The organism is Neorhizobium sp. P1_A6, assembly GCF_056406795.1.
Window position 1 is genome coordinate 33962 of sequence record NZ_JBFTZM010000026.1, and the last position, 12597, is coordinate 46558.

General features: G+C 61.1%; 12 protein-coding genes, 1 tRNA gene and 2 pseudogenes. 6 read left to right on the forward strand and 9 right to left on the reverse strand.

Annotated features, from left to right (window positions below):
- The first annotated feature begins 55 nt into the window (after window positions 1-55).
- Window positions 56-1273: an NnrS family protein gene (locus tag AC1D3C_RS28685; RefSeq protein ID WP_477485255.1), complete on the forward strand. Its 1218-nt coding sequence runs from the start codon at window positions 56-58 to the stop codon at window positions 1271-1273.
- Between the two features lie 56 nt (window positions 1274-1329).
- On the opposite strand, the gene AC1D3C_RS28690 is transcribed toward AC1D3C_RS28685, so the two are convergent.
- From AC1D3C_RS28690 to AC1D3C_RS28720, 7 genes and pseudogenes are all read right to left on the reverse strand, one after another.
- On the reverse strand, window positions 1330-2946 hold the full coding sequence (locus AC1D3C_RS28690; RefSeq protein ID WP_477485256.1) for a copper resistance CopC/CopD family protein: 1617 nt from the start codon (window positions 2944-2946) through the stop codon (window positions 1330-1332).
- 30 nt (window positions 2947-2976) lie between these two features.
- Window positions 2977-3519 carry a YcnI family copper-binding membrane protein gene (locus AC1D3C_RS28695; RefSeq protein WP_477485257.1) on the reverse strand — a complete coding sequence of 181 codons (543 nt, stop codon included), beginning with the start codon at window positions 3517-3519 and terminating at the stop codon, window positions 2977-2979.
- Window positions 3520-3825: 306 nt separating this feature from the next.
- Window positions 3826-4212 (reverse strand): hypothetical protein, encoded by a 387-nt coding sequence (locus tag AC1D3C_RS28700; protein WP_477485258.1) that lies wholly within the window; start codon window positions 4210-4212, stop codon window positions 3826-3828.
- Between the two features lie 206 nt (window positions 4213-4418).
- Complete coding sequence (locus AC1D3C_RS28705) at window positions 4419-4994, reverse strand: DUF308 domain-containing protein (protein ID WP_477485259.1); 576 nt, start codon at window positions 4992-4994, stop codon at window positions 4419-4421.
- A 369-nt stretch (window positions 4995-5363) separates the two neighbouring features.
- A complete protein-coding gene (locus AC1D3C_RS28710; RefSeq protein WP_477485260.1) occupies window positions 5364-5993 on the reverse strand; it encodes a hypothetical protein in 630 nt (209 codons plus the stop codon).
- 72 nt (window positions 5994-6065) lie between these two features.
- Window positions 6066-6656, reverse strand: coding sequence for a TetR/AcrR family transcriptional regulator (locus tag AC1D3C_RS28715; RefSeq protein ID WP_477485261.1), 591 nt, complete (start codon window positions 6654-6656; stop codon window positions 6066-6068).
- A 47-nt stretch (window positions 6657-6703) separates the two neighbouring features.
- Window positions 6704-7015 (reverse strand): annotated as a pseudogene (locus AC1D3C_RS28720) (Rossmann-fold NAD(P)-binding domain-containing protein); the annotation flags it as partial.
- A gap of 156 nt (window positions 7016-7171) precedes the next feature.
- On the opposite strand from AC1D3C_RS28720, the pseudogene AC1D3C_RS28725 reads away from it, so the two are divergent.
- Window positions 7172-7546 (forward strand): annotated as a pseudogene (locus tag AC1D3C_RS28725) (SDR family NAD(P)-dependent oxidoreductase); the annotation flags it as partial.
- A gap of 189 nt (window positions 7547-7735) precedes the next feature.
- On the opposite strand, the gene AC1D3C_RS28730 reads toward AC1D3C_RS28725, so the two are convergent.
- Complete coding sequence (locus tag AC1D3C_RS28730; RefSeq protein WP_477485268.1) at window positions 7736-8713, reverse strand: LysR family transcriptional regulator; 978 nt, start codon at window positions 8711-8713, stop codon at window positions 7736-7738.
- A gap of 171 nt (window positions 8714-8884) precedes the next feature.
- Here AC1D3C_RS28730 and AC1D3C_RS28735 point away from each other — a divergent pair, with 171 nt between their 5' ends.
- Genes AC1D3C_RS28735 through AC1D3C_RS28750 form a run of 4 tightly spaced genes read left to right on the forward strand, consistent with a single transcriptional unit; the run spans window position 8885 to window position 12360 of the window.
- On the forward strand, window positions 8885-11065 hold the full coding sequence (locus tag AC1D3C_RS28735; RefSeq protein ID WP_477485262.1) for a xanthine dehydrogenase family protein molybdopterin-binding subunit: 2181 nt from the start codon (window positions 8885-8887) through the stop codon (window positions 11063-11065).
- A 13-nt stretch (window positions 11066-11078) separates the two neighbouring features.
- Window positions 11079-11528: a (2Fe-2S)-binding protein gene (locus AC1D3C_RS28740; protein WP_477485263.1), complete on the forward strand. Its 450-nt coding sequence runs from the start codon at window positions 11079-11081 to the stop codon at window positions 11526-11528.
- The gene (locus AC1D3C_RS28745) at window positions 11528-12124 is read left to right on the forward strand and encodes a hypothetical protein (protein WP_477485264.1); all 597 of its coding nucleotides are present in this window, start codon (window positions 11528-11530) and stop codon (window positions 12122-12124) included. The genes AC1D3C_RS28740 and AC1D3C_RS28745 overlap by 1 nt, the downstream gene beginning before the upstream one ends.
- The gene (locus tag AC1D3C_RS28750; RefSeq protein ID WP_477485265.1) at window positions 12112-12360 is read left to right on the forward strand and encodes a hypothetical protein; all 249 of its coding nucleotides are present in this window, start codon (window positions 12112-12114) and stop codon (window positions 12358-12360) included. The genes AC1D3C_RS28745 and AC1D3C_RS28750 overlap by 13 nt, the downstream gene beginning before the upstream one ends.
- A 57-nt stretch (window positions 12361-12417) precedes the next feature.
- On the opposite strand, the gene AC1D3C_RS28755 is transcribed toward AC1D3C_RS28750, so the two are convergent.
- Window positions 12418-12494, reverse strand: a tRNA-Met gene (locus AC1D3C_RS28755).
- Between the last annotated feature and the right edge of the window lie 103 nt (window positions 12495-12597).

Consider the following 12597-nt stretch of genomic DNA (forward strand, 5'->3'; position numbering starts at 1 on the left):
CAATGAAGGGCGTCGCCGCCGCCGCTACAAGGGTGCCGAACAAGGAGTTCCGAAGATGACGACAATTCCGGCCGGGCGGCGACCTGGAAGCATCCCGAGGGGACTTTCCACAACCGCCCCCATCATATTCTCCTACGGCTTCCGGCCATTTTTTCTCTCGTCGGCCCTCTGGGCGGCTGCCGCGATGCTGTTATGGATGGCAAGCCTGGCCGGACTGATCGACGTGGCGGTTTCCTACGGCACCGTCCATTGGCATGCACACGAGATGCTGTTCGGTTATGCGAGCGCCGTGCTTGCCGGTTTCCTGCTGACCGCGGTTCCGAACTGGACCGGCGGGCTGCCGGTGTCCGGTTGGCCACTGGTCTTCCTGTTTCTCGTATGGGTCGCCGGCCGGCTGGCGCTGCTTCTGTCCGACTTTATCGGCACCATGGCCGCCATCCTGGCCGACAGCGCCTTTCTGCCCCTCCTCCTCTTCATCTGCGTGCGCGAGGTGGTCGCAGGACGGAAGTGGAAGGATCTGAAGGTCGTGGGCGGCCTGATCGCCCTCTCCGCCGCAAACATCCTGTATCATCTGGCGGTGGCCGGCGGGCAGCACCCATCCGTGGGTATCAAGCTCGCCCTCTCGGCCTATACCGCAATGATCCTCATAGTCGGCGGCCGAATTATCCCGAGCTTCACCCGCAACTGGATCAACAAGACCGGACGGACGGATTTCCCCGCCGCCTACGACCGGTTTGATACGGCGGCCATCCTGTGCGGGGTCGTCGCTCTGGCCGCCTGGGTCGTTCTAGGCGACGGAAAGCTCGTCGCGGGGACGGCAGGACTGGCGGCAGCCATGCACACAATTCGGCTCGCACGCTGGCGGGGCTGGACCACGACCGCTGAAATGCTGGTGACGATCCTGCATATCGCCTACCTGTTCATACCGCTGGGGTTCCTTGCGATCGGCCTTGCAGCCATGAACCTCTTCGACCAGACCTCGGCTATCCACGTCCTGAGTGTCGGAACCGTGACCACGATGATGCTCGCCGTTATGACGCGAGCAAGCCGGGGTCATACCGGACGGGTCCTGACCGCGTCGCGGACGACTGTCGCATCTTATGCGGCAATCGTGCTCTGCGCCCTTCTAAGGCCAAGCGCCGGCCTCTTTCCGGAATTTACGAGCCTGATCTACTCGCTGTCCGGGGCCGCATGGCTTGCCGCTTTCGGCCTGTTTGTCCTCGAATACGGACCGATGCTGACCCGCGTGCGGCGGCGGGTAGCGGAAGGATAAAAGAGCGTTGGCTTTACGGACGCTCCGCCCTGGAGAAGCGTCCGGCTGGCGTCGAGTCAAGGCACAATTTCGATCTCGCCTTCCATCCTGGTGATCTCAAAATCGCTGATGATCACGTCAAGGCGAAGTCGCCACCGCCCGGGTACGGGAAGCACGATATCGGGCACCGACCACCCGTCCTTGCCTTTCTCGGCGCGGCGTCTTATCGGCTCGATCTCCGCCCCCGGGTTCGACAGCACGACCGTCACCTCCTGAGGGTCGAGCAGCGACCGGTCGGTTTTGGCGATGACCGCGGATATCGCGACCTTCCCTACCCTGTCCGGCGTGATCCTGACGTCAGCCACGGCCTTGCTGGTCTCCAGGTGGACGACGGCAGTCCTCTGGACTTCGGCGATCAAGGTGCGTGGTGGCGGCGTGAAGCGCCACGTCGCAGCCACCGCGAAAATGAGGAGCAGGATGACGGTCTCCGCGGCGATCGAACGAACGAGCTGGCGGATCGCCGCAGGCTCCCCCTTCTTCGAACCGGAGGTGAGTCTCCACCGGTTGATGGCTGCCAGGGCAAACAGCAGGGCGAGCAGCCCGAGCTTGACGAGGAATACGATCCCATACGCCGTCGTGACCAGCCCAGCCGGAGTGCGGATCTGGACGACGGCAAGCACGCATCCGGCTACTGCAAGAACCAGGACGGCCCATGGTATGAAGACCGAGAAGCGGTGTAGTGCCGCGCCGCCCGCTTCTTTGTCTTGTCCGAACTCGGCCAGGAGCGGCAGCAGCGCACCGGCCCAGATAGCTATAGCCGCGACATGCAGGAAAACGGCCGGGCGCATCAGCCATTGCGGATCTGCCGCGCTTGCGTGCCCGCTAAGGCAGAGGGAAAATGCCGCGGTTGTGACGGCGGATATCGATATCCAGCGGGCATCCCTGCCCCGACCGCTGGCCAGAGCGAGCCCCGCAAGCGCCAGGGCCGCGATCGCAAAAATGACGGTCGGTCCAAAGCTCGTGGCCATTCCCGCCTTCCAGACGGCCGGCGTAAAGAGCTGCGAGATCGGCTCGCCCACCGTATCGAGCCCCTGAAAGCCAGCTGAAAGCAAGGCACCCGCAAAACCGATGCCGAGAGTGGCAAGCACCTGCCTCAGCGCATTGCGGGAACCGTCCGCGAACCAGTGGACGGCAAACGCGCCGCCGACCCCGAAGAAGAGACCGACATAAAGCGCCACCTTGCCGATCCAGAGGCCAGCGCGGACCGGCCAATCGATATCGGCAGCAGCGCCCCGGGCGCTGGCGTTCGGCTGCCCGATCGAGAAGACGACCGAGCCGCCGATCGGGTGACCATCTTCCGAAACGACCCGCCAGGAAAGGAGATAACTGCCGTCCTTGAGGTCTCCGGGTGGCGTGATCTCGACCGCCTTGTCCTTCAGGACGAAGCTTTTCAGAGGGGCGATACTGCCATCCGGCCGCGTGAGCTTGAGGCTGGTCGGCGAGACAGGCTCGCTGAATGTTAGAACCATCACACGCGGGGCCGTGGACACGACCGAGCCATCGCGCGGCTCGGTCGTATTGAGGGATGCATGGGCGGATGCCGCCGCCGTCATGACCAGCCACAGCAGGATCGCAGACACGAGGCGCTGCAGAGTACCGGTCAGTGAAAGTGCCTTGTGGCAAAGCGGCGTCATCGGCCTTCATGCTCCCGGGTGGATGGGTCGTTAATTGCCCGTCTTCTGAAGAAGCTTTATGCCGGGCGCCGGAAGTTCGAGGTCCGATGCCTTCTGGCCTGCAGCCGGCACTTCGATCCAGCGTTCCTTGAGGCCTTCCGGGCATTCCTGGATCACCGGGAAATAGAGCATGTCGCCGGCTTTCAGGTCGGCCGCAATCGTGCCCCGCAGCACGAACTCGTCATATTCGTCGTCGCCGAGGTTGCCGCCGCTCCAGACCACTTCCTTCACTCCTTCGGCGACGGGAGAGCCGTGATTGTCGTAGGCCTTGGCATAAGCTCCTTTGACCTTGTCGAGCGTCCAGCCCGCCTTCGGCTGGGGCTTGACGCCGTAGAACCCCTCCGGAATCTGGACCCGCACGGTGTTCGTGGGCTTGCCTTCGCAGCCATGCGGCACGCGCAGCACCGCCTTATAGGTCGAGCCGACGGGAGCGTCTTTTCCTTCCAGGGTGACATGCGCCAAGGCGGCGGTGCTGCCGAACACGAGGATGGCGGTGGTTGTGATGATTGTCTTCAACGTGATTGTCTTCAACATGTAACTCTCCATGCTTGGCCGCGCGTTGGGCGGCCTGATTTTCGGGCGACTGGCAGCCACGAGGGCGCCGGCCGGTATGGCTGATGGCTTGAAAAGGGCGGTCCTATCCGTGTTCCGGTCCGGCCGGCCGCGAGGGCGCGACACGCGGCTTCCGCCGCTTCGTTGCCGTTTAGCCAGGTGTGAACTCAGAAGATCGCAGGATTGCCCGACTTACAGCGGCCCGCGATCTCAATGTCGCGCGTCACGCTTAAGTCATTGTTCCGCATGTCGTGTTGCAAGACGGCGTTCGTTTTGCACGACAAGCCTTCAGGCCGCCTGAGGCGGCGCGCGGGGATTCCCGGGAGAGGTTTCGGGGCGTTCGAAGGGACCTGTATCCACTTCGATTGGAAGCAGTTTGGAGGTGGCCTCCAGCCGGTTGTTCAGAAAATTGTCGGAAAATTGCGGCGCGAGCGCTGGAGCGAGAACGCTGCATGCCTGCGTGCAGCACTCGGGCAGTTTTGAGCCGTCCTTGTGATCCGATTGGCCGCTACCGCCGGCATGGGTAATGCAAAGCGGGTTTCCAAAGTCATCGAGGACGGGAGCTGCGACCGCCGAACCGAGAAGGAAGGACCCAAGCAGCATCTGCACGACGAGCGCGTAGGCCGCGATCGACGCGAACACAACACTCCAGGCAGCTGCTTTGCGGTTCTTCACGGTCCCCTCATCAGTTGCGGCAAGCCGCGGATGTCCGATTTGGACATCCGTTATTGGCACGGCACGGTGACATCTGTCTATGCGCCCTTCCGCCACAGCGCTCTTTGATGCGCGTCAACCTCTCGGCTCAAGCTCGACCTTGATCGTTTACGGGACTCCGACAGCTTTCAAAAATTCCCGCCCGATGAATCAGAGAGAAAACTTCGTCAAGCAGTCTTCTGCCGCATTTGGCTGACTGTGAGCCAAACCGCCGAGACAAGAAAATAGAAAGCACCGAGACCAGCATAGCCGGCAACATTGGCAATTGAAGGCTCAACGGGCTTCAGCGCTTGGGCGATGAAGAACGCGCCTGCTATTGCCGACTGGCCGCCACTCAGGATCATTGCCCACTGCCCACCGCTCGTCTTCCAGCGCCGAACCGCTGTGGCAAGCTGTGACAGGCCGGAAAAGATTGCCCACAGACCAAAGCCGCCAAGGACCCAGTTCATGCTCATTGTGAGCGCGACAATGACTGCAACGGTCATAACCAAACTGACCGCAACGTTTATCGCCTGGCTCCGGTTGTTCGCCAGGCCGCCGTTTCGTGCGGCATCGACGTAATTGGCGGCCGCATCCCAGGCGGGGTAGATAATCAGCAGAATGGCCGCGATAGTGAAAGACTGGCGGCCGGCCGTCAGCGCTGCTGCGACCCAGATTATGGAAAACGCCGCTCGCGCAAGGTAGTACCGCTTCAGCCAGTAATGCCCGCCGTTTTCGGCGATGTCCGTTTGGTAGTTTGTCATGGTGAAATCCTAATTCTGGTTTGATTGAGTTGTTCTTCTGGTTTCAAGCATGTTGGAAAGCACACGTAGACGACGTGCTTTCCGAAGGGCGTCCTGTCCCCGATTGCCTTGCCCGATCCGAAACTCACGGGCCAGGGCATCGCGACCCTGAAGAAGCCTTTGCGCCTTCATGTCAGTTGTTCGGCTGAACGAAGAACAGTGGCGGCGGATAAATACTGTCCGAGGATATCGAACGTTATCGTTGGTGGCGGTCTCGTTCATGACGGCGTCCCTTCGTTGGTCGCGTCGGGTGCAGATTGAGCAGCATTTGCATGTTGTCGCCGGCCGAACCGGTATGGCGGCCGATCCAGCCAGCGACGGCGACGTGGTTTACATTGGGGGAACCACGCCATTCTTACCGACGATCACCTGATGCGCGATCGTGCCGGTTGCACCTTTCTCAGCGGCAATGAAGACAACGGCACCAGGAACTAGATCGTCATTGGTGGCTGGAGCGATGGTCACGACAGGTGTGCCGTCCGGGATGGCAATCTTCTTTTCCTTGCCATGATAGGTCACGGTCACCGTCCGGCCATCGACGCCTTTAACGGCATCCGCGACGGTCGCGTTGGTCATACTGCTATCGGGTTTAAGATCCCAACCGTAGCTACCCTCGCCGGCGCCTTTCATGGCCGGCGGGAAGATGAGGACTTCAAGCGCACCATCACCACCGCCGTCTTTTGGCATGGATGCGATGCCGACGAAGTCGCCCGGCTTGATGTCTGTGACTTTGGCGTTCGCGACGCTCGCAACTTTCCGGTCCGCAGCAAGGGCGACGTCGACGGTCTCACCTTCACGCGTCTTCACCTTCAGAGTGGATCCGCCAAAGTTGACGATGGTGCCGCGAACATGGATCTGAGCGGCCTTCTTATCTTCCGCATAGGCGGGCGTTACGAGGATTGCCATGGACGAGAGACTTGACAGCACCAGGGCAATGGTGGGGAGGTAGTTCTTCATCATTTCACTCTTCCTACTAGTTGGTAGTTGATGATGGCGCAGTTTTACCTGAGGAAGCCAAGGCCGCCCGCAGGATTAGTGAGTGGCGACGGGCGACAGCCGGTTGAGAGTGGGAGCCAGTATGGTGGCGAATACCTCCCCGTTGCCGTAAGCGCGGGCAGAAAGCATCGCGCCGTAAACAGTTGCCAGGAATGCCTCGGCTTCGACGCCGGGCTCGCTCGAAAGGTTGAGCGTCTTTTCCTCCGCGCCGCGCTCCATAACTGAGGTCAGCCATGAAGAGATGAAACGAAAGAATGCCGTGACCTCTTTCGCGACCTCTGGTGGCAGCGATGGCAGCTCGCTGGCAAGCAGAGCGCATACGCAAAAAGGCCTGCTCGAATCCTCGATGCACTTGGCCCAATGACCTGCATAAGCCCTCAGGATATCAAGCGGGTTCGAAACGTGTTGCTCAAGAGTTGCCACCCCTGCCACGCCAACTTCGCGGTATTGCTTGACCAGTTCTCGCACCAGGTCGACCTTGCTGGGGAAATGGTGGTGGATGCTGGCTTTGCGGATGCCGACAACCTCGGCAATATCAGCATAGCTGAAGCCATTATAGCCGCCGCTCATGATCAAGGTTCGCGCGGAGGCCAGGATTTCATCGGAGGTCGTAGAAAGATTGCTCACATCACTTTCTACCTTCTAGTAGRCAGAGCGTCAATAGCATAACGCGATCACATTGTTTGTCCGCCGTCGGTCGAGAGGGTCATGGATTTCCAAGCGTCGATTTCCTGCTGAAGGCGCTCTATCCTGGCCGACACGTGCTTGTAGGCATCACTGCCCAGGAGAAGTTGCGGCGGGGGATTATCGGATCCGACCAGGGTCAAGACAGCAACTGCCAATTTATCCGGGTCGCCGAGCTGCTTACCGCTCACGGCCTGTCGGGCCTCGCGGATCGGATCAAAAAGGCTGTCGTAATCCGCAATGGACCGCTCTGTGCGAACCATGGAGCGCCCCGCCCAGTCTGTCCGGAAGGAGCCGGGGCAGCTAACGTGATTTGCTTTCCAGGCACCCGCAAATAACGGGATTATCCGCGAATGAGAACCTGCGCGACGCCTATCGTCCGCGGTTTTCGATCGTCCACGTCGGAGCTTCCGCTCGCGATTCGAAAGCTACCAATGGGATGACAACTCAGCCGAACCCGAAAACTCATGCCTCCTCCTGTCAATCCAGATTATTCCGCCGCCAAGGCCGCAATGCTTGCAATGACCGCATCGATGGCGAAGGCCGTCGCCGGCGAAGGGGTGACAGTGAACGCTATCTCTCCGGGCACGATCCACAGCGCGAAGCTTGACATGAAGTTTCGCGAGGTCGCGGTCAAGCACGGTGTCGCCGCCGACGCACCTTGGTGGGACGTCGAGAAGGTCGTGTTGCCACTGTTTGCGGAGGTGCCAGTGAACCGGGTGGGAACGTTGCAAGAGATCGCGGATGCCATCGTTTTCCTTGTCAGTCCACGAGCAGCCTACATCACAGGATCAAATATTCGACTGGATGGCGGGATGCTCCCTACGGTCTAGGCTCAGGACTCGTTAAATCAAAGCCGGATCGTGCGGGATGACAACCTTTCGGCTTGCCCGAGATGGAATGCAGGCCGTAATCCTGCGTGCGGCCAAGACGTCTCGAAACCAGGATCCGCTCTAGCAGAAACAACTGGCGCGTAACGCGTCGATTGTGCATCCCCGGTAGCCTGTCATTGATCGGGCATATCACTTGTCAGCGCCATTCGCTTCGCCTTGCCCGATTGTGCTGCCGGCCTGCGGCGAGCCAGCGCACTCGATTATCTTTGCCGACAACCAATCCAGGCCAATGTCTGATGCCGATCTTACATGCCGCACGAGGCTGAACGTGAAGGGGTTGATGGCGAGCGGTGGTTCAAGCACCGCAAGCCCGAATTGATTGGCGTATTTGGCAGCGAGTCTGGCCGGAACCGTTGACGAGAGGTCGCTACTCGCGACAACGCCCATGGCGGTCATGAACATTGGAACGCTCGCGACGACCCGCCGCCGGAGCCGGCGCTTTTTCAAAGCCTGATCGACCATGCCATGAAAGCCGCCTCTGAATGAGACAAGCACATGATCGAGTGCCAGGTAGTGGTCGAGCGATATCGGGCCCTGCGCAACGGGATGGTCTTTCCTGACCACGACGACAAAGTCTTCCTCGAAGACCGGCACGGCCTGGAACTCATCCGGCAGATCCCAGACGCGCCCGATCGCCATCTCCATTTCGTTCGTGCGCAGGGCGTTCAGGCTTTCGGCTCCGACAGCGAATTGAAACGCGACCCGGCATCCAGGTGCTTCGGCGCGCAGCATCCCTATCAGCGGAGGGGCAATCACGGCGCCGACGAGGTCGTTGCTCGCAAGCCTGAAGGTGCGCGATGAAGATTCAGGTTCGAAATGCGTGGGAACGTCAAGGGCCTCGTGGGCAAGCCGAAGAATGATTTCAATCTGCGGAAGAAGCTGTGAGGCGCGAGGCGTCGGCTCCAGCCCGTTCGGGCGCCGGATGAAGAGGGGATCGTCGAACAGCTCGCGCAGCCGCGCGAGCGCATGGCTGACGGCGGACTGACTGACACCCAGCGTTGCCGCGACGAGCGTGGTTTTCTGCATCCGTACGAGATCGCGGAAGATTGCCAGCATGGTGAAGTCCAGCCGGCGCAGCTTCAGCTGATCGGCATTGGTTTTGCGCATCAACTGCATCTCCTCCTCGCAACGCGATCACCTGTTTCGGCGATGTGATATCACATTCGTTCATATCACATATCTAGCGATTTCAGTTGATCGAATAATGGCAAATCCTATGATCGATGGCTAGAGGCCGGTACTGGCATGGCCTGTGGAGCTTGGAGCGAATTGCTGACCATGATGCGTACCCCACTTGCGACAAAGCCCGTATCACTGGATCGAAGGCAGTTCCTGGGCATGGCCGGCGCGCTGGTCTTGTCGGCGAACTTGACCGTGAAAGCGCGGGCCGCATCCCCGGGCAAATTCGTGAATGCCTGGTTGCGCATCGATCCGGACGATCAAGTGACGATACTGCTGTCCCAATCGGAAATGGGACAGGGCATCCAGACCACCCTTCCCCTGGCGCTCGTGGACGAGCTCGGCGCAGACTGGTCGCGGGTCAGGCTGGAATGGTCCGATTTCGATCCCGCTTACCGGCATCCGCAATATCAGTGGATGTTCACCGGCAACAGCGAATCGATCTCGACCTTCTTCCCGATCATGCGGACCATCGGCGCGACCGCACGCGAGATGCTCGTCGAGGCAGCCGCGGCGCGCCTGAGTGTTGCGGCCGCCAGCCTTCGCGTCGACAAGGGCCGCATCCATCATGATCCGACAGGCCGGATGGTGACCTTTGGCTCGGTTGCCGCGGACGCGGCGAGGCTCGATGTCCCGAAAAAACCCCAGATCAAGCCGGCAAGCAGCTCGGACCTCATCGGCAAGCCGCAGCCCCGCGTCGACATACCCTCGAAGGTCGATGGATCGGCGATCTTCGGCATCGATGTGAAAGTGCCTGACATGGCGGTGGCCGCTATCCGCCGGGCCCGTTCGCAAGGGGGATCACTCGCGACATTCGATGCAACGGCGATCAAGGCCGAACGTGGCGTGCTTGCCGTCGTCGAAATTCCGTCCGGCCTCGCCGTCGTTGCCAATGACTACTGGACAGCAAAACAGGCTCTCGACCGGGCCGAGCTTACATTCACGCCTGGTCCGCTCGCCGGATATTCAACCGAGGGCCAGAAGGCCGAATATATCGCGCTGCTGAAATCCGCCTCGTTCGACGCCAAGGTCAAAGCAGGCGATGCCACCGCCGCTCTGGCGGCCGCGAACGACGTGCTGGAGGCAACTTTCGAGATCCCCGCTCAGGCGCATGCGACAATGGAGCCGATGAACTGCACGGCCCATGTGACGCGGGACCGGTGCGAGTTGTGGATTCCGACGCAGGGCGTCGAGATCACCCATGCCGTCGCTAAGCAGGTGACGGGCCTCTCGGACGACCAGATCATAATTCACCGGACGTTGCTCGGCGGCGGCTTTGGCCGGCGGCTGCTCGCGGATTTCGCCAAGATCGCCATCATGGTCGCTAAGGCCGCTGGCCGTCCTGTCAAGGTCATCTGGAGCCGGGAAGAAGATTTTCGCTACGACGCCTACCGCCCGCCAATGGTTCATGAGGTGAAGGCGTCTCTCGGCAGTGACGGCCTACCGGTGGCGATGACCCATCGTGTCGTCTCGCCGTCCCACATGCTCTATATATTCCCGCGCGGCGTTATCAAGGCAGAGGGCGACTGGGCGCGCCCGATCATGCCGCCGGCGGCCTATGACGGCATGGCGGTCGAAGGTCTGACGGAAACGCCTTACGCCATTCAAAACTACGCGGTCGAGCAGCATCGGGTCGGCACGCCGCTTGCCGTTTCCGTCTGGCGCACAACCGGCCACGGGCCGAACAACTTTGTCCTGGAAAGTGTCGTCGACGAATTGGCGTATCGCGCCAAGGATGACCCGCTTTCATATCGGCTGAAGCTTGCCGCTTCCGATCCTCGCGCGGTTGCCGTGCTGAAGGCGGTCGAGGCGCTGTGCGGCTGGTCGAACGCATTGCCGGCCGGGCGGTTCCGCGGCCTGGCGCTCGCCAAGGCATTCGGCGGCTATATCGCGCAAGTCGTCGAAATCTCCGTCATGGACAAGGACGTTAGGTGTCACCACGTCTGGAGCGCCGTCGACATCGGCCGCACACTCGACTCAGGCATTGCCACATCCAACATCGAAGGAGGCGTGGTCTGGGGCCTTTCCGGTCTGCGCACGGAGGTCACTTTCGCTAACGGCGAGATCGAGCAGACGAACTTCGATCAATTCGATCCGTTGCACCTGTCGGAAACCCCTAAAATCACGACGCGGTTCGTCGACAGCGGCGGCGAGCCGACCGGTGTTGGCGAATTAGGTCCGGTGCCGACGCACGCTGCTTTCTGCAATGCCGTGTTCGCCGCGACTGGCGAGCGCATCCGAACCCTGCCGATTTCGCGCAGCGGCTATCAGTTGGTCTGACGGGAGCCATACAATGACGCGATTTTTAGTTAATGGGGGTGCAGTCACGGTCGACGCCGATCCGGACACGCCACTGCTATGGGCGTTGCGCGACCACCTCGGGCTGACCGGCACCAAATTCGGCTGCGGCATCGCTGCGTGCGGCGCCTGTACAGTGCATGTCGACGGCCAGCCAGTACGCTCCTGTTCCTTTTCGCTCGCTGACGCGGAAGACAAGCAGGTCACGACGATTGAGGGGCTATCGGACGATCGCTCGCATCCCTTGCAGCGGGCCTGGATTGCGGAACAGGTTCCGCAATGCGGCTATTGTCAATCCGGCATGATCATGGCCGCCGCCGCGCTGCTCAAAGACAGGCCGCATCCAACCGATGACGACATCGATGCGGCAATCACCAATCTGTGCCGCTGCGGCACCTATGCCCGCATCCGCGCCGCAGTGCATCGTGCAGTGCGAGGTGCGTGATGATTGGCCGTTTGCTTCAGGCGCGAACACTCGCCGGTGTGACGCTCGGCGTGATGGTAGCCTTGGCCTTCGTGCCGCCTGTGTGGTCGCAAACGACGGGCGACGGTACGTCGGCGGCCGACGCCTTCGACACGGTTGGACGCGTCATGGCCAGCCCCCGCTGTCAGAATTGCCATACCCTGACGGGCTTTCCGCGCCAGGGCGACGACCGGCATCGACACATGTTCCATGTGATGCGTGGACCCGCAGATGATGGTGCGGCCGGCCTGCCTTGTTCCACCTGTCACGGACGATCGAACAACGCAGCCAGTGGCGTCCCCGGCGCCAACGACGAATGGCGGCTCGCGCCACTCACCATGGGTTGGGACGGCCTTTCCCAACATGAGCTTTGCGAACACCTGAAGGATCCACAACACAACGGAAACCGCAATGGTGGTCAGGTCATAGATCATCTCAGATCGGCTCTCGTCAGATGGGCCTGGTCGCCAGGCGTCGACCGGACCGGGAAGACACGAACAACCCCGCCCGTCCCCTATGAGGAATTCATGAAGGATGCCGAAAGCTGGGTGAGCAGCGGAGCCGCATGTCCGAAATAGCCGAAGCTCAGGACTTGCCGGATCGCGGCGCATCAAGCAAAGACGACACCGATCGACGCCGCCACTTCCTGCAATCTGTGGCCGCAGCGACGGTCGCGCCGGCCGGGTTTTGCGGGTGCGGACTTCATCCGGCGCTCGCGGCCGGCGGCACCATCGCGGCGTCCGGCACAGGCCCTCTGGTCGATCCCGGCAAGGGCTACCTCATCCAGCAGATTGACGACCGGCTCCAGGCGTAGAAACGACTACGGCCTCCGTGGGGATGCCGCGAAGTTATTGAAGTTGTGGGAAGAATTTGGTTGCGGGGGCAGGATTTGAACCTGCGGCCTTCAGGTTATGAGCCTGACGAGCTACCGGGCTGCTCCACCCCGCGTTAAGCGCAAAACCCTTTGGGTTTTGTCGCGGTGCGTAAACTGCAAAGCAGTTTACGCTTCTGCCGGAGCAAATTGCCGAAGGCGATTTGTCTCCTGTAAGGG